The sequence below is a fragment of the Sinomonas susongensis genome (genome assembly GCF_005877005.1).
GTDB classification, from domain to species: Bacteria; Actinomycetota; Actinomycetes; order Actinomycetales; family Micrococcaceae; genus Sinomonas; species Sinomonas susongensis.
Window position 1 is genome coordinate 342,852 of record NZ_SSNH01000002.1, and the last position, 16,957, is coordinate 359,808.

At 69.9% G+C, this 16,957-nt stretch carries 13 protein-coding genes; 8 read left to right on the plus strand and 5 right to left on the minus strand.

All coding sequences use genetic code 11. The annotated features are described in order from the left end of the window. Positions 1–6 precede the first annotated feature (6 nt). Complete coding sequence (locus tag E6A21_RS04725) at positions 7–1,092, plus strand: polyprenyl synthetase family protein (protein ID WP_246036197.1); 1,086 nt, start codon at positions 7–9, stop codon at positions 1,090–1,092. A 6-nt stretch (positions 1,093–1,098) separates the two neighbouring features. On the opposite strand, the gene E6A21_RS04730 is transcribed toward E6A21_RS04725, so the two are convergent. After that, positions 1,099–1,452, minus strand: a complete 354-nt coding sequence (locus tag E6A21_RS04730; protein WP_138442968.1) for an Rv2175c family DNA-binding protein — start codon at positions 1,450–1,452, stop codon at positions 1,099–1,101. A 162-nt stretch (positions 1,453–1,614) separates the two neighbouring features. Here E6A21_RS04730 and E6A21_RS04735 point away from each other — a divergent pair, with 162 nt between their 5' ends. Both E6A21_RS04735 and pknB read left to right on the plus strand, forming a co-directional pair. Beyond that, positions 1,615–2,760: a LysM peptidoglycan-binding domain-containing protein gene (locus E6A21_RS04735; protein ID WP_138442969.1), complete on the plus strand. Its 1,146-nt coding sequence runs from the start codon at positions 1,615–1,617 to the stop codon at positions 2,758–2,760. A gap of 79 nt (positions 2,761–2,839) precedes the next feature. Then, a complete protein-coding gene (gene pknB, locus E6A21_RS04740) occupies positions 2,840–4,867 on the plus strand; it encodes a Stk1 family PASTA domain-containing Ser/Thr kinase (RefSeq protein WP_138442970.1) in 2,028 nt (675 codons plus the stop codon). A gap of 27 nt (positions 4,868–4,894) precedes the next feature. Here the strand turns inward: pknB and E6A21_RS04745 are convergent, their stop codons facing one another. After that, a complete protein-coding gene (locus tag E6A21_RS04745) occupies positions 4,895–6,289 on the minus strand; it encodes a class II 3-deoxy-7-phosphoheptulonate synthase (protein ID WP_138442971.1) in 1,395 nt (464 codons plus the stop codon). A gap of 53 nt (positions 6,290–6,342) precedes the next feature. Beyond that, entirely contained in the window at positions 6,343–7,083 is a 741-nt protein-coding gene (locus E6A21_RS04750) for a lysophospholipid acyltransferase family protein (RefSeq protein WP_138442972.1), read from the minus strand. A 68-nt stretch (positions 7,084–7,151) separates the two neighbouring features. Here E6A21_RS04750 and E6A21_RS04755 point away from each other — a divergent pair, with 68 nt between their 5' ends. From E6A21_RS04755 to E6A21_RS04765, 3 genes are read left to right on the plus strand one after another with little or no spacing between them, the layout of a single operon-like run. Continuing rightward, positions 7,152–7,925: an alpha/beta hydrolase gene (locus E6A21_RS04755; protein ID WP_138442973.1), complete on the plus strand. Its 774-nt coding sequence runs from the start codon at positions 7,152–7,154 to the stop codon at positions 7,923–7,925. A 1-nt stretch (position 7,926) separates the two neighbouring features. Continuing rightward, positions 7,927–8,682, plus strand: coding sequence for an alpha/beta hydrolase (locus E6A21_RS04760; RefSeq protein ID WP_246036198.1), 756 nt, complete (start codon positions 7,927–7,929; stop codon positions 8,680–8,682). Then, entirely contained in the window at positions 8,679–9,209 is a 531-nt protein-coding gene (locus tag E6A21_RS04765) for a hypothetical protein (RefSeq protein WP_138442975.1), read from the plus strand. The genes E6A21_RS04760 and E6A21_RS04765 overlap by 4 nt, the downstream gene beginning before the upstream one ends. 95 nt (positions 9,210–9,304) lie before the next feature. Here the strand turns inward: E6A21_RS04765 and E6A21_RS04770 are convergent, their stop codons facing one another. After that, positions 9,305–10,336: an ROK family glucokinase gene (locus tag E6A21_RS04770; protein ID WP_138442976.1), complete on the minus strand. Its 1,032-nt coding sequence runs from the start codon at positions 10,334–10,336 to the stop codon at positions 9,305–9,307. Positions 10,337–10,504: 168 nt separating this feature from the next. Between E6A21_RS04770 and E6A21_RS04775 the strand changes: the two genes are divergently transcribed. Next, positions 10,505–12,319 (plus strand): AMP-dependent synthetase/ligase, encoded by a 1,815-nt coding sequence (locus E6A21_RS04775; protein WP_138442977.1) that lies wholly within the window; start codon positions 10,505–10,507, stop codon positions 12,317–12,319. Between the two features lie 104 nt (positions 12,320–12,423). Here the strand turns inward: E6A21_RS04775 and E6A21_RS04780 are convergent, their stop codons facing one another. Further along, positions 12,424–15,825 carry a pyruvate carboxylase gene (locus E6A21_RS04780; RefSeq protein WP_138442978.1) on the minus strand — a complete coding sequence of 1,134 codons (3,402 nt, stop codon included), beginning with the start codon at positions 15,823–15,825 and terminating at the stop codon, positions 12,424–12,426. A gap of 211 nt (positions 15,826–16,036) precedes the next feature. On the opposite strand from E6A21_RS04780, the gene E6A21_RS04785 reads away from it, so the two are divergent. After that, the gene (locus E6A21_RS04785; protein WP_138442979.1) at positions 16,037–16,861 is read left to right on the plus strand and encodes a ParA family protein; all 825 of its coding nucleotides are present in this window, start codon (positions 16,037–16,039) and stop codon (positions 16,859–16,861) included. The last annotated feature ends 96 nt before the right edge of the window (positions 16,862–16,957 follow it).

A 16,957-nucleotide genomic window follows, 5' to 3' on the forward strand; every position in this document is an offset into this window, starting at 1 on the left:
GCAGCCATGTCAGCCCCGCACGAAGAGCAGGCCCGCTACCGCGAGTTCCTTGCGCGCGAGCTCAACGGCTTCCTCGAGGCGCGGGCCGCGGCCATGGCGTCCGTGTCTGCCGAGGTCGCGCCGCTCATGGACGCGATCTCGGGACTTGTGACCGGGGGCAAGCGGCTGCGGGCACTCTTCTGCTACTGGGGCTGGCGCGGCGCAGGAGGCGACGTCCTCGGCCGCGACGCCGTCCAGGCCGGCGTCGCACTCGAGCTCTTCCAGGGGGCGGCGCTCATCCACGATGACATCATCGACCGGTCAGATATCCGCCGGGGTGGCCCGAGCGTGCACCGACGCTTCGGGCAGCTCCATCGCGACCGGGGTTGGGCCCTCGACGAGGAGCGGTTCGGGCAGGCGGCCGCCATCCTCACGGGCGACCTGTGCCTCTCCTTCTGCGAGGAGGCGTTCACCGCCATCGGGCCGGCCGCCGGATCGACGACGTCCGCCCGCCGCATCTTCAACACCATGCGGGCCGAGGTGATGGCCGGACAGTACCTCGACATCCTCGAGGAGGTCGCTGGGCCGAGCCGCCCCCGCAGCGAGGCCGTCGCTACCGCCGCCAACGTGATCCGCTACAAGTCCGCCAAGTACTCGACCGAGCATCCGCTCGCCATCGGCGGCGCTCTCGCCGGCGCTGACGCCGGACTGCTCGACGCGTACTCGCGCTTCTCGCTGCCGCTCGGGGAGGCCTTCCAGCTGCGCGACGACGTCCTCGGAGTCTTCGGGGACCCGCAGACGACCGGGAAGCCCGCGGGCGACGACCTCCGCGAGGGCAAACGCACCGTGCTCGTCGCCTATGCGCTCGAGCGGACGACGGCGGAAGGTGCCGCGCTCCTCGAGGCGAGCCTCGGCAGGCAGGACCTGACGGACGACGACGTCGAACGCCTCCGGGAGGTCATCGGCGGGAGCGGCGCACTCGATGCGACGGAGGCCCTCATCGACGGCCTCTCGACTCGCGCCTTCGAGGCCCTCGCCGAGCTCCCTGTGCCCGAGGACGTCCGCGCCGCGCTCCAGAGCCTCGGCCTCGCCGCAGTCCAGCGGGCGTCCTGAGGCGACCTACCAGGCGAGGATCTGGGCCCGTCGGCGGATTTCAGTCTTGCGGCCCTGTCGGAGGGCATCGATGGGACGGCCGCCTAGCGACTCGTCCGGGGTGAAGAGCCACACAATCAGCTCTTCGTCCGAGAACCCGGCGTCAGCGAGGACCGCGATCGTGCCCTTGAGGCTGTCCACCACGTGGTCGCCGTCAATGAAGAGGGCAGGAACGGAACGGATGCCGCGCTCGCCGATTCTCAGGGCGACGAGCGCCCTCTCATCCAGGAGCCCGTGCACCTTCGTGATCTTGCAGCCGAGCCTTTCGGCCACCTCGGGCAGCGGAAGCCACTCTGACACCAGATCCTCAATCTCACTCACTGGACAAGCGTGCCATGGAGCAGGCCACCGCTCCTAGTCCGGCTCCTGGCGCCTTGTGCTCGCCCGGGATCCGTGAGAGATTCACTTTGGTCACATCCGTATCTGAAGTTGTCAAGCGACACTCCAGTCACACAGGAATCATTGGTCACAGGGAGGACTTTCATGTCGGCCACACGCCAGGCTCTGCCCGGGTACAGGTCCAAGCTGCCAGCCGTCGCCGTCACCACGGCAACCCTCCCCGCCGTGGTCCTCTCCTCCCTTGCGCTGGCCGAGCCTGCCTCCGCAGCAGCGACCCCCGCGCAGCTCCAAGGTGCGCAGGCCGACGCACACGCGGCGGCCCCTCAGGCCGAGATCGTGCCGGCGTCGCAGATCGCAGCCCTCGTCCCAAGCCGCCTTGCGCCCTCGGCTGTTCCCGCGGCTCCGTCCGCACCCGAGCAGTACACGGTGGCAGAGGGCGACACGGTCTTCGGCATCGCGGCGCGCTTCGGGCTCGACTGGCATCAGGTCCTCGAGCGCAACGGGCTCCATGAGAGCTCGCTCATCTTCCCCGGCCAGAAGCTGGCCCTCGCCGGCAGCCCTGACTCGTCGCCTTCCGTCGCCCCGGCAGCCTCGCCGGCCCCCACCGCCCCGGAGGCGGCTGGGAGCTACACGATCCGGCCGGGAGACACGCTCTACGGCATTGCCACGAGGCTCCGCGTGCCCCTCGGAGACCTCCTCGCCGCGAACGGCCTCAGCCTCTCCTCGGTGATCTACGCGGGTCGCTCGCTCAAGCTCCCGGGTACGCCGACGGTCACAGCTGCGTCGGCCGCGCCAGCGCAGCCCCTCGTCGGAAACAGCTTCCTCGGCTTCACCTATCCGGATGCCGTGGTCTCCTCCGCCAACGAGAACAAGCAGATCCTGAACGCCTCCCCGGTGCCGACGCGGGAGCAGATGAAGCAAATCGTCGCGGACACGGCCAGGACCATGGGCGTCGACCCCGTGCTCGCGCTGTCCCTCGCCTACCAGGAGTCCGGCTTCAACCAGCGGGCCGTCTCCCCCGCGAATGCAATCGGCGTCATGCAGCTCGTGCCCTCATCGGCAGAATGGGCTTCCGCCCTCGTGGGCCGCAAGCTCAACCCCCTCGACCCCCGGGACAATGCGACCGCCGGCATCGCGATCCTGCGCGCACTCCTCGACGCGGGTCCGTCCCGGGACGTCGCCATTGCCGGCTACTACCAGGGCCAGACCTCGGTCGCTAAGCGCGGAATGTTCGACGACACCAAGGCATACGTCAAGGCCGTCACGGCGAACATGTCGCTCTTCCGCTGAGCCCGAGGACCGCGGGCCGGCCATCCTGCACCGGCCCGCCTCCGGGCCCGACGGCTCCCGTTCGGCTTAGGATCGTAGGGTGAACGCAGAGCACACGGACGGCCTCGTGGGCGGAATCGTCGGCGGGCGCTACGAGGTCGAGTCGCTGCTCGGGACGGGCGGAATGGCGACGGTCTACCTCGCCATCGACACGAAGCTCCAGCGGCGGGTCGCCCTCAAGGTCCTGCATCCGCATCTGAGCCGGGACCGGAACTTCGCCGAGCGCTTCGAGCGCGAGGCCATTGCCGCGGCGCAGCTTTCGCATCCGCATGTCGTCTCCATGCTGGACCGCGGTCAGGACGGCGGGGTGCTGTACCTCGTCATGGAGTTCGTCGCGGGGCGCACGCTGCGCGACCTCCTGGACGAGAACGGGGCCCTGGCACCCAAGCAGGCGCTCGCGCTCATCGACGCGGTGGTGGACGGGCTCGCGGCTGCCCACGCAGCCGGCATCATCCACCGCGACGTCAAGCCGGCGAACGTCCTCCTCGCGGACGACGGCCGCGTCAAGGTAGGCGACTTCGGACTTGCGCGAAGCCTCGCCGCCACGCACGTCACGGACACCCTCTTCGGCACCGCAGAGTACATCGCCCCGGAAATGCTGACCGGGCATCCCGTGGATGCCCGCACCGATCTCTACGCAACGGGCGTGATGCTGTACGAGATGCTCACGGGGCGTCCGCCGTTCACAGGCGGCGACAGGAGCTTCGTCGCATACCGCCACGTCAATGAGGATGTGCCCGCTCCCTCGGCCCTCGCCCCCGGGCTTGCCCCCGAGCTCGACGAGCTCGTCGGGTGGATGACCCGACGGGATCCCGACGGCCGGCCGCCGAGCGCTCTCGCCCTGCTCGGCGAGGTCCGCGACATTCGGCGCTCGCTCACGGACGAGCAGCTCGACTACCGTGCACCGGGCGCGAAGACCCGTGCCGGAGAGGCTGCCACGAGCGTCATCGGGCCGCACGAGTCCCTGACCGAGAGGATGGCGGGAAGCCGGACACAGGCCCCCGCGCGGGGCACCGAAGTCATCGCGGCAATGGGCTCCGGCCACACGAGCGTGATGCCACGACCCGCGCCGCCCGTGCCGCTCAGTCCGCGCGAGCAGCGGCGGCAGGCCAAGGATTCCGACCGTGCGGCGCGCGCTGCAGCGGCTCGCCCGACTCATCAGCTCGGCAGGGGAAGCTCCCGGAGGCGCGGGGCGATCTGGCTCGCCGTCGTCGTCGTGCTCGCGCTCCTCGCGGCCGCGCTCGGCTGGTTCTTCGGCTTCGGGCCCGGCGCCCTCGCGACCGTGCCGCCCGTCAAGGACCTCACGTTCGCCCAGGCCCAGTCGGTCCTCCAGCAGTCCGGACTCGCCTACAAGAGACAGGACGTCTACGACGACACTGTCTCCTCGGGCCTCGTCGTCGCGAGCGTGCCGGGCGCTGGCAGCCAGGTGCGCAAGTTCGAGGGCGTGCAGGTGATGGTGTCGAAGGGCCCGGAGCTCTTCCCCCTCGCCGACCTCACGGGCAAGTCGGTGAGCACCGCCAAGACCTCGATCTCGGACGCACAGATGACGCTCGGAACAGTGAGCGAGGCGTACAGCGACAGCGCCCCGCCGGGGACCGTGATGGTGCAGAGCCCGCCGCCCGGGGCACCCGTCAGGCACGGCACCGCGGTCTCGCTCACCGTCTCCAAGGGACCCCAGCCCGTCGCCGTCCCGCGCGTGGTGGGCCTCAGCCAGGACAGCGCCGTTGCCGCGGTCCAGGCAGCGGGCCTCCAGCCCGCGATCGCCGGGACCCCCGTGTTCGATCGCAATGTCCCCGCAGGCTCGGTCGCCGCGCAGACGCCCAATGCGGGCCAAGACGCTCCCAAGGGGTCGACCGTGACGCTGACCCTCTCCAAGGGGCCCCGCATGGTGCACGTCCCGAACTTCGTCGGCCAGCAGGTGACCGTCGCCAAAGCGGCGCTCGAGAAGCTGGGCTTCACCGTCAGTGTGCAGGACGTGCTCGGCGGCTTCTTCGGCACGGTTCGGGCTCAGGAGCCCGTGGACCGCGACGTTCCCGAAGGCTCGACGATCAACCTCACCGTCGTCTAGAAGCCACCCTCACGGCCGTGCAGGGCGTCACGACCTCTGCGTCAGCGCCTCGGAGACGAGGAACGCCATCTCGAGCGACTGCATGTGGTTGAGCCGGGGATCGCACACCGACTCGTAGCGGTCCTCGAACGCGGCCTCGTCGATGGGGTCCGAACCGCCGAGGCACTCCGCAACGTCGTCGCCTGTCATCTCCATGTGCAGGCCGCCGGGCACCGTGCCGAGCGCGTGGTGGACCTCGAAGAAGCCGCGCACCTCGTCCACGACGTCGTCGAAGCGGCGCGTCTTGTACCCGTTGCGCGACGTCACCGTGTTGCCGTGCATCGGGTCCGTGACCCACAGCACCTGGGCGCCGGAGGCTGTGACCTTCTCGACGACGGGCGGGAGCTTCTCCCGGATGTTCTTGGCGCCCATCCGGGTGATGAACGTGAGCCGGCCCGGCTCGCGGTCGGGGTCGAGCCTGTCGATGAGCCTGAGCGCGTCGTCGCCCGTCACGCTCGGGCCGAGCTTGACCCCGATCGGGTTCCGGACGCGCGAGAGGAAGTCGACATGGGCGTGGTCGAGCTCGCGGGTCCGCTCCCCGATCCAGAGGAAGTGGCCGGAGGTGTCATAGGGAAGGCCCGTGCGTGAGTCGATGCGCGTCAGTGCCCGCTCGTAGTCGAGCAGGAGGGCCTCGTGGCTCGCGAAGAACTCGACGCGCCTGAGCGCCTCGAAGTCCGCCCCGCACGAGTCCATGAACTTGACCGCACGATCGATCTCACGGGCGAGCGACTCGTAGCGTGCGTGGGCCGGGTTCCGGGTGAAGCCCTGGTTCCAGGCGTGGACGAGCCGAAGGTCCGCGAAGCCGCCCTGCGTGAACGCCCGGATGAGGTTCAGGGTCGCGGCCGAGGTGTGGTACGCCTGCAGCATGCGAGCGGGGTTGTGGGCCCGCGATTCGGGGGTGAATTCGTAGCCGTTGACGATGTCGCCCCGGTAGGCGGGCAGAGTCACGCCCTCGCGGGTCTCGGTGTCGGACGAACGCGGCTTGGCGAACTGGCCCGCCATCCGGCCCATCTTGATCACGGGCGTCGCGGCGCCGTAGGTCAGGACGACGGCCATCTGGAGGATCGTGCGGATCCGGCCGCTGATCCTGTCCGCCGTCGCAGCCTCGAACGTCTCCGCACAGTCGCCCCCCTGGAGGAGGAAGGCTCGGCCCTGCGCCGCGTCTGCGAGCCGGTGCCGCAGGAGGTCCACCTCGCCCGCGAAAACGAGCGGCGGGAGGATCGAAAGCTCGGCGACCGCGCGCTCGAAAGCGGCGGCGTCAGACCACGACGGCTGCTGCGACACGGGGAGCGACCGCCAGTCGTCGAGACCCGGATAGTCCGCGGCGCCGCTCTGGGAGGTGCTCGTGAACGGGGCCGGCGGGGGCGTGGAGAGTTGAGTCACGACACAAGGCTAGCTCAGCGGCGGCGAGGCCTCCGCAGCATGACGACGGCGCCTCACCCGCCCGCCGGCGTCTGCTCTCCGTGCTCCTTTTCGCCGGCGGCGCGGGCGGCCCGTTCTGCCGCGAGCTGCGCTTTGACGGTGGCGGCGTACACGTCGACGTACTCCTGCGCGGAGAGCCGTTGGAGCTCCTGCATGATGCGGTCTGTGACCATCCGCTGGACTGCCCTGTCGCCGGCGTTCTCGTAGAACTCGGAGAAGTCGAGCGGCTGCCCGAAGATGATGCCGACCCGTCGGATGCTCGGGAAGCGCTGGCCGATGGGCTGGACCTTCTCCGTGCCGATCATCGCGACGGGCACGACCGGGACGCGGGCCTCGAGCGCAAGCCGGGCGACGCCCACCTTCCCGCGGTAGAGGCGGCCGTCCGGCGAGCGCGTCCCCTCGGGATAGATCCCAAGCAGGCCTCCGCCCCGGAGCACAGCGGTGCCTGCCCCGAGCGAAGCGCTCGAGGCCGAGCCGCCGGAACGGTCCATCGGGAGCTGGTTCGTGAGCCTGAAGAAGGCTGCGGTCAGGCGCCCCTTGAGGCCCGCGCCCGTGAAGTACTCCTGCTTCGCGAGGAACACGACCGGCCGGCGGACCATGACCGGCATGAAGATCGAGTCCGAGAACGAGAGGTGGTTCGAGGCAAGGATTGCGGGGCCCGCGTCCGGGACATTGGCTCGGCCCTTGACCCACGGCCGGAACAGCAGTCTGACGATCGGCCCGATGAAGATCCGTTTCAGAATCCAGTAGATCAACGCTTGCCTTCCGGTCGACAGCGCGAGCGTGCTTCCTGAGTTCACTCTAGCGATGCCACGATGAGTCCATGAGTCCCCGCGCCGACGAGTCCCGGCCCCGCTGCGGCGTGGCCATCTGCCACGGCTTCTCGGGCGCGCCGTCGTCCGTCCTGCCCTGGGCGGAGGGCCTCGCGGCCCGCGGCTTCGACGTCGAGGTGCCACTCCTTCCGGGGCACGGGACCAACTGGGAAGACCTCGAGAGGAGGCAGTGGCGCGAGTGGGCGGAATGCTTCGAGGACGCATGCTCCCGAGTGGCGGCGCGGACCGACCTGCTGTTCGTCGCGGGACTCTCGATGGGCGGGGCGCTGGCCCTGCGTGCCGCGACGAGGCTCAACGTCGGGGGCGTCGCCGTCGTCAATCCGGGGCTGGGGTTCTACGACTGGCGGGTCCGCTACCTCGGCGCGATCCGGCTCTTCCGCCGCACGACCCTGCCCATCGACGAACCGGCGGCGCCCGACTCGGTGGGCGACGAGGGAGACTACCAGGTCACGCCACTCGCGGCCGTCCACGAGCTCCGGCTCCTGTTCCGGGACACCGAGCGCACCCTTCGTCGCGTCACCGCCCCGCTCATCGCGTTCAAGTCCGACGTCGACCCGGTCGTCCCGCCGTCGTCGATGCGCCGCATCCTGGGGAAGGTCGCGAGCCGCGAGGTGGACTTCGTGCCGCTCCACTCGAGTCCGCACGTGGCGACCCGAGGCGTCGAGGCGCACCTCATCGTCGAACGGACCGCGGAATTCTTCACACGTTGCGCCGAGCGTCCCGAGACCGATACGCCCGTAACCCGATCGGGGCATAATGCTTGACATGAACAGCGTCTCGGCGCCGGTGGGTGTCGTCCTGGGCCATGGCTTCACGGGCAGCCTCACGCCCGTCGCCCCGTGGGCCGAGGCCCTCCGGGCCGAGGGCTTCCGCGTCGCGACACCGCTTCTCCCCGGTCATGGCACGACATGGGGAGACCTCGCGAGGCGCAGCTGGCACGAATGGTACGACGCGTTCGAGTCGGCGTACCTCGAGCTTTCCGAGGAGTGCCCGGTCGTCGCCGCCGCGGGCCTCTCGATGGGCGGGGCCCTCGCCCTGCGCCTCGCCGCGCTGCACCCGGTCGCGGCCGTCACCGTGGTGAATCCAGCGCTCGTGGTCGACGATCCGCGCTCCCACGTCTCCGGCGTCATGCGCTATGCCCTCCGGTCCGTCCCGGCGATCGGCAACGACATCAAGCGGCCTGGCCAGGACGAGCACGCCTACGACCGCACTCCCGTGGCCGCCGCGCACCAGCTCAAGCTCCTGTTCCGCGACACCGTCGCGCTGCTCCCCCGCGCGACCGCGCCGCTCCAGGTGTTCCGCTCGGCCGTCGACCACGTCGTGACGAGTGAGCGCAGCGTAGGCGCCATCACGCGCCGCTACGGCGGTTCCGACCTTCGCTTCGTGCGGCTGCCGGACAGCTACCACGTCGCGACCCTCGACAACGATGCCGAGTCGATCTTCACGAGGTCCGCCGCGTTCATCCACGAGGTCACGGCGCCCCTCACAGCAAAGCCTGAGCCCACCGAGGAGCACGCATGAACGGGCGCCCAGACCCGGACCGCGCGGACCACGCTGCCGACGACGACGTCTGGCGCGATCTCGTCGCGCGGCTGAGAGCCGACGACCCGAGGCTCGGGCCCGGATTCACGGATGAGGAGTTCGGCCCGGCTCCCCTCGAGCCCTCGGCGGCCGAGCGCGCCGCGGCGGTGCGCTCGCTGGAGCAGTCCGAGGACGACGCACACACACCGGACTTCGAGGAGTTCGACCCCTTCGGGCTGACCCGGCCCCGCGGCAGGGCCGTGCGGGACGACGAGCCTGAGGGCGACGGAGAATTCGTCCCCGAGGAACCCGAGCCCATCCTCGCCGGCGCCGACCCCGCGACCGTCCTCGCATGGCTCGGCGCACTCGGCTCGCCTCTCGGGCTCCTGCTCTCCGCGCTCTTCTGGAGAGGCATTCCGGCCTGGGCCATCGCGATCCTCGTGGCCTGCTTCATCGGCTCGGTGGGCTACCTCATCATGCGCCTGCCGCGCGAGAAGGACGAGGACGACGACGGCGCTCGCCTCTGAGGCGCCCGGCTGCTGTTCCAACTCCTGCACGGCGCCCAACTCCTGCTCAGCGCCCGGCAGCTGCACCCAACTCCTGCCCAGCGCCCAATTCCTGCTCAGCGCCCGGCAGCCCACCCCGCCCGCGGGCTCACGCGTGAGAGATCGGCAGCGCCGATAAGCCCTGCCCGCGGTCCGAGCTCGGCCCGCTCGATACGGGCGGCAGGGCGGAAGCCACGGCCGGTGAGGTTGCGGGCGAACGCGCGCCGGGCGGGCTCGAGAAGGAGGTCGCCCGCGTCGCAGAGCCCGCCTCCGACCACGAAGGTGCCCGGATCGAGTGCGGCCGCCAGATTGGCGAGGCCGAGGCCGAGCCACTCGCCGACGTCCTCGAGGAGATCGCGCGAGGCCCTGTCCCCCTTGCGGGCGAGCTCGGTGACGACGGCGCCCGTGATGGCGTCGACCTCCCCGCCGACAGACTTGAGGAGCTCCTGTGCAACGGGCGAATTGGCCCGCGCAAGCTCGCGCGCCTCCCTGCCGAGGGCATTTCCGGAGGCGTACTGTTCCCAGCAGCCGCGGTTCCCGCACTCGCAGCGGTGGCCTCCGGGCATGATGACCTGATGCCCGAACTCGCCCGCGACGCCGTAACGACCGCGCTCGAGCCGCCCGCCGATGACCATCGCGCCGCCGATTCCCGTGCCGAGCGTGATGCAGACGAGCCGCTGCTCGCCGCGCCCGGCGCCGAATCTCCACTCCGCCCAGGCCGCGGCGTCGGCGTCGTTCGTGAGATGGACGCGGCGACGCAGGAGCCGCTCCAGGTTGTCACGCAGCGGCTCGTTGCGCCACGCAAGGTGGGGGCTGAAAAGCACGGTGCCGCCTTCGAGGTCCATCCACCCGGCCGCCCCGATGCCGACCGACCCGATGCGGTGGTCGACGCTCAGCTCGTCGACGAGTTCGACGATGACGCGCTCGACCTCGCGCGGCTGCGAGCCCGGCGTTGCGCGACGCGCCTCCCTGATGATCTGGCCCTCGGCGTCCACGATGCCTGCTGCGACCTTCGTCCCGCCGATGTCGATCCCGATGGCGAGTCCGCGGCGGCGGAGGCGGGGGCCGGGTGGCCGACGGGGCGGAAGCGGGCGTCGCGGAGTAGGCACCGAGCCAGTCTAGTGGGGCCGGTGGGACTTCCCGGGGGTGGCCATCTCCAAGGCTGGCCAGTAATGTTACTCGCCAGTAGCATCCGGAACGTGGCGTGAACCACACGAGCAGCGGCCTTGACTATGGTTGAGGTACGCACCTTTCGAGGGCAGAACAAAGGAGTCAACGTGCGAGAGAAGATCGTCCCTCCCCTCGTCCCCCACGCGGTAGCACGGAACATCACCGACTTCGTCATCGAGCAGGCGGAGAAGCCCGCGAACCCTGCCCTCTTCGCGCGCCGCGGTCCCACCGGCACATGGCACGACGTCCGGGCGACGGAGTTCCGCGCCGACGTCGAGCGGCTCGCGAAGGGTCTCATCGCGAGCGGAATCGGACAGGGCGACCGCGTGGGCATCATGGCCCGCACCTGCTACGAGTGGGTCCTCGTCGACTTCGCCATCTGGTTCGCCGGCGGGGTCTCGGTGCCGATCTACGAGACGTCCTCCCCGTCCCAGGTCGCGTGGAACCTGGGCAACTCGGAGGCTGTCGCCGCGTTCGGCGAGACGGCCCATCACGAGGACATGATCCACGTCGCGATCGAGTCCGAAGGGCTCTCGGTCTCGAACGTCTGGCAGATGACGCCCGCCGGACTCGACCAGCTCCGGTCCGCCGGGGAGCGCGTGAGCGACGAGCAGCTCGAGGCCCGCCGTGCGGCCGCTGGCCTCGACTCCCTCGCGACTATCATCTACACCTCGGGGACCCTCGGCCGGCCCAAGGGCTGCGAGCTGACCCACGGCAACTTCGTGAGCCTCTCGGAGAACACGATTGCCGCCGTCCCCGAGGTCTTCACGCCCGGCGCGAAGACCATCATGTTCCTCCCCCTCGCCCACGTCTTCGCACGGTTCATCTCGGTGCTCTGCGTCGCCGCGGGCATCCAGGTCGGTCATACCCCCGACATCAAGAACCTGCTCCCCGACCTCCAGAGCTTCCAGCCGACGTTCATCCTGGCCGTCCCGCGCGTCTTCGAGAAGGTCTACAACTCCGCGGCCACAAAAGCCGAGAACGAGGGCAGGGGACGCATCTTCTCGCTCGCAGCCGAGACCGCGATCGCATGGTCGGCGGCGCACGACGACGGCGGCAGCCCGAGCCTCGGCCTGCGACTCCGGCACCGGCTCTTCGACGCGCTCGTGTACCGGAAGCTGCGCGCCGCCATGGGAGGCCACATCCGTTTCGCCGTCTCCGGGGGTGGTCCGCTCGGGAAGCGGCTGGGCCATTTCTTCCATGGCATCGGCCTGCTTGTCCTCGAGGGCTACGGCCTCACGGAGACGACCGCGCCCATCGGCGTGAATACGCCGTCGCGCATCAAAATCGGCACCGTGGGGGCGCCGCTCCCCGGCAACTCGGTGCGCATCGCCGACGACGGCGAGATCCTCGCCAAGGGCGTGTGCGTCATGCGGGGGTACTACAGGCTGCCGGAGCTGCAGGCCGAGACGTTCACCGACGGCTGGTTCCACACGGGCGACATCGGAGAGCTCGACGACGACGGGTTCCTGACCATCACGGGGCGCAAGAAGGACCTCATCGTGACCGCCGGCGGGAAGAACGTGGCCCCGGCACCGCTCGAGGACCAGATCCGCAGCGACGCGCTCGTCTCGCAGGTCGTCGTCGTCGGCGAGGGCCGCCCCTTCATCGCCGCACTCGTGACGCTCGACGAGGAGGCACTGCCGGGATGGCTCGAACGGCATGAGCTGCAGACGATGGCCCTCGCTGCGGCGGCAGAGAACGAGACGGTGCGGAAGCATGTCCAGGCCGTGATCGACCGCGCGAACGACTCCGTGTCCAAGGCCGAGGCGATCAAGGCCTTCCGGATCGTGCCCAGCGACTTCACTGAGGAGTCCGGGCACCTCACCCCGTCGCTCAAGGTCAAGCGCGCGCAGATCATGACGGATTTCGCCACGGTCGTCGAGGAGATCTACGCGACGCCCCGGCCGGCGTCTGTCTGACAGGCCGTCCGTGGGTCCTGCGAAGGGCGGGGCGGACGACGCGGTGGCGCCGCCCGCCCCGGTCCTAGGACCGCAGCCGGCTCAGCGGGTGGTTCCCGCGCGGATCAGGAGCTCTTGACCACCAGCAGGAGATCTCCGCCCTGGACCTGCTGTACGCCGTTGATCGCGATCCGTGAGACCGTGCCCGCGACCGGCGTCGTGATCGAGGCTTCCATCTTCATCGCCTCGATGGTCGCGACGGTGTCCCCGGCCTGCAGGACGTCTCCCTCCTTCGCGGTCACGTTCACGGCGCCCGCGAATGGCGCGGCCACGTGGTTCGGGTTCGCCGGATCGGCCTTCTCCGCCTGCGCGATATTGCTCTCGACCGACCGGTCGCGCACCGACACCGGCCGCGACTGGCCGTTGAGGAGTGCGAGAACCGTCCGCATGCCCTTCTCGTCAGGCTCGGAGACGGCCTCGAGCTGAGCGATGAGGCGGACGCCCCGCTCGAGCTCGATCACGTGCTCCTTGCCACGCTGGAACCCGTACAGGTAGTCACGGGTATCGAGCACGGAGAGGTTGCCGAAGGCCTCGCGGTTCGCGAGGTACTCCTTGGTCGGCCCCGGGAAGAGGAGGCGGTTGAGGGTCGCACGCCGTGTCGCCGAGTCCCCGCGGAGCGCCTCCGAGTCCTCGGGGCTCAGGGCCTCCTCGCGGACCTTCACTGTCCGCCCCTGCAGCGCCTTGCTGCGGAACGGCTCGGGCCAGCCCCCGGGCGGGTCGCCGAGCTCCCCGCCGAGGAAGCCGATGACCGAGTCGGGGATGTCGTACTTCTGCGGATTCTCCTGGAACTCCGCCGGGTCGGCGTTGATGCCCACGAGGTGCAGGGCCAGATCCCCCACGACCTTCGACGACGGCGTGACCTTCACGAGGTGGCCGAGGATCCGATCCGCCGCCGTGTACATGTCCTCGATCGCCTCGAAGCGCTCGCCGAGGCCGAGCGCAATGGCCTGCTGGCGCAGGTTCGAGAGCTGGCCGCCGGGGATCTCGTGGCGGTAGACGCGGCCCGTCGGGCCCGGAAGACCGGACTCGAACGGTGCGTAGACGCGGCGCACTGCCTCCCAGTACGGCTCAAGGGCGCTCACGTCTTCGAGCGAGATGCCCGTGTCCCGCGGAGTGTGCGCGAGGGCCGCCACCAGGGCCGACGCCGGCGGCTGGCTCGTGGTGCCCGCAAGGGACGCTGAGGCGACGTCGACGGCGTCGACCCCGGCGTCGACCGCGGCGAGGAGTGTCGCGAGCTGCCCGCCCGCCGTGTCGTGCGTGTGCAGGTGGACCGGGAGGTCGAACCGCTCGCGCAGCGCGGACACGAGCTTGGCGGCGGCCGCCGGCCGCAGGAGACCGGCCATGTCCTTGATCGCCAGGATGTGGGCGCCGGCGTCGACGATCTTCTGTGCCAGCTCGAGGTAGTAGTCGAGGGTGTAGAGCTTCTCGTTCGGGTCGAGGAGGTCGCCCGTGTAGCAGAGGGCGACCTCGGCAACCGCGGTGCCGGTGTCGCGGACGGCTCGGATGGCGGGCGCCATCTGGTTCACGTCGTTGAGCGCGTCGAAGATGCGGAAGATGTCGATTCCCGTCTCGGCGGCCTCCTTGACGAAGGCGTCGGTGACTTCCTCCGGGTAAGGGGTGTAGCCGACCGTGTTGCGACCGCGCAGGAGCATCTGGATGCAGATGTTGGGGATCGCGGCGCGCAGGGCGGCGAGGCGCTGCCACGGGTCCTCGCCGAGGAAGCGGAGCGCGACGTCGTACGTCGCACCCCCCCAGGCCTCGACCGAAAGCAGCTGCGGCGTGAGGACCGAGACTGCCGGTCCGGCCGCGACGAGGTCGCGCGTCCTGACCCGCGTCGCCAGGAGCGACTGATGGGCGTCGCGGAACGTCGTGTCGGTCACTGCCACCGGGGTCTGCTCGCGGAGCGCCTTCGCGAAGCCCTCGGGGCCGAGTTCGAGCAGACGCTGCCGGGAGCCGGCCGGCGCACTCGAGACGTCCACGGCGGGAAGCTTGTCGCGCGGATCGGCGTGCACCGTGAGTTCGCCGTTGGGCTTGTTCACCGTGACGTCTGCAAGCCAGCTGAGCAGCTTGGTTCCCCGGTCGGCCGAGCTGCGGGCGTGCAGCAGTTCGGGGCGCTCGTCGATGAACGACGTGGCGACGTTGCCCTCGACGAAGTCCTTGTCGTCGAGCACGGCCTGAAGGAACGGGATGTTCGTCGAGACGCCGCGGATGCGGAATTCGGCGAGGGCACGACGGGCGCGCTTGACGGCGGTCGCGTAGTCGCGCCCACGGCACGTGAGCTTGACGAGCATCGAGTCGAAGTGGGGGCTGATCTCGGCCCCCTGGTACACCGTGCCGCCGTCGAGCCGGACGCCGGCGCCGCCCGCGGACCTGTATCCCGTGATCTTCCCGACGTCGGGACGGAACCCGTTCGCCGGGTCCTCCGTCGTGATGCGGCACTGGAGGGCCGCCCCCCGGAGCCGGATCGACTCCTGGGAGAGCCCGAGGTCCGCGAGCGTCTCCCCCGAGGCGATGCGGAGCTGCGCCTGGACGAGGTCGACGTCGGTGACCTCCTCCGTGACCGTGTGCTCGACCTGGATGCGGGGGTTCATCTCGATGAACACGTGCTGGCCCGCACGGTCGCCGACGGTGTCGACAAGGAATTCGACGGTGCCCGCGTTCACGTAGCCGAGGGCTTTCGCGAACTTGACCGCATCCGCGTAGAGCGCCTGACGGATCGACTCGTCGAGCTGGGGCGCCGGAGCGATCTCGATGACCTTCTGGTGCCGCCGCTGAAGCGAGCAGTCCCGCTCGAACAGGTGCACGACGTTGCCCTCGGCGTCGGCCAGGACCTGCACCTCGATGTGACGGGGACGCAGGACGGCCTGCTCGAGGAAGACCGTCGGATCGCCGAAGGCCGCGTCGGCCTCGCGCATGGCGGCGTTGAGCGCTTCCGGAAGAGCCTCGCGTGCATCGACGCGCCGCATGCCGCGGCCACCGCCGCCCGCGACGGCCTTGACGAAGATCGGGAACCCGATCGTATCGGCGGCCTCGATGAGCTCCTCCGGGTTCGAGCTCGGCGCGCTCGACTTGAGCACCGGGATGCCCGCCTTGCGCGCAGCCTCGAGCGCGTGGACCTTGTGGCCCGCCAGTTCGAGCACCTCGGCAGGCGGCCCGACGAAGGTGATGCCCGCATCGGCTGCGGCACGCGCGAGCCCTGGATTCTCGGAGAGGAAGCCGTAGCCCGGGTAGATCGCATCGGCGCCGGCTTCCTGGGCGACGCGGATGATCTCCTCGATGTCGAGGTAAGCGCGGACAGGGTGGCCCTCCTCGCCAATGAGGTAGGCCTCGTCCGCCTTCTGACGATGGATGGAGTTGCGGTCTTCGTACGGGAAGACGGCAACGGTCTTGGCACCTAGTTCGTAGCCTGCGCGGAACGCTCGGATGGCGATCTCTCCGCGGTTGGCCACCAGAATTTTCGAGAACACGTCGACTCCTGATCGGGGGCACTGAAGGGCGCGGCTAGGTGGTGCCTAGTCTCTACACGAGCAAACTACCAACTCAAGGCCGTGTGGCCGGAAATCACAGCGTCCCGGCTTGTAATGTGCGGGACGGAACGCCGGGCGTGTGGCCCCGAGCGGTCGCCGCGCCCCACTAAGATGGTGGGGAGTCGGCCAGCGGATAGGTGTGGATTCTCCAGTGCAAGTAATCAGCATTAGCAGCCTCAAAGGCGGGGTTGGTAAGACGTCTGTGACCACGGGACTGGCCTCGGCGGCGCTCGCCGCGGGGATCCCGACCCTCGTCGTCGACCTCGACCCGCACGCCGATGCCTCGACCGCACTCGGCGTGGCCTCGGACGGCAAGCTCGAGGTCGGCCGGATGCTGAAGTCCCCGCGTCGGGTGAAGCTCTTCGACAACATCGTGAGCAGCAGCTGGGTCCGCCGCGCAGCGAATTTCGAGGGCCGTGGCATCCGCAGGCTCGACGTCGCCTTCGGCGGGTCCCTCAGCAGCCTGTACGACCGGCCCGACCTCGGGCGACGGGATCTTCGCCGCCTCTCCCAGATCCTGGACGGCCTCGACGACTACGGCCTCGTGCTCATCGACTGCCCGCCCTCGCTCAACGGCCTCACCCGCATGGCGTGGAACGCGAGCAACCGCGTCCTGCTCGTGGCGGAGCCTGGCCTGTTCTCAGTCGCCGGCACCGAACGCACCATGCGGGCGATCCAGCTCTTCCGGCAGGAGTTCGCGCCGAAGCTCGCACCCGCGGGAATCATCGCGAACCGCGTCCGCGCCTCCTCGACCGAGCACGCCTACCGGCTCGAGGAGATGAAGCAGATGTTCGGCCCGCTGCTCCTGGCCCCGCACATTCCCGAGCTTGCGAACTGGCAGCAGATCCAGGGCGCTGCCCACGCAGTCCACCACTGGCCGGGTGACGCGGCGCGGACGACCGCCGCGCTCTTCGACCAGCTCCTCAAGGCCATCGTGAAGCAGGGCCAGGACCTTCGTCCTCGCGCCTCCCGCTGACAGGGGCTTCGGTCCGCCTCCGATTCCTCTTGATATGCGAAAGGGCACCCCTCACGGGGTGCCCTTTCGCATATCAAGCCTGTGCCCCCCGTCGTG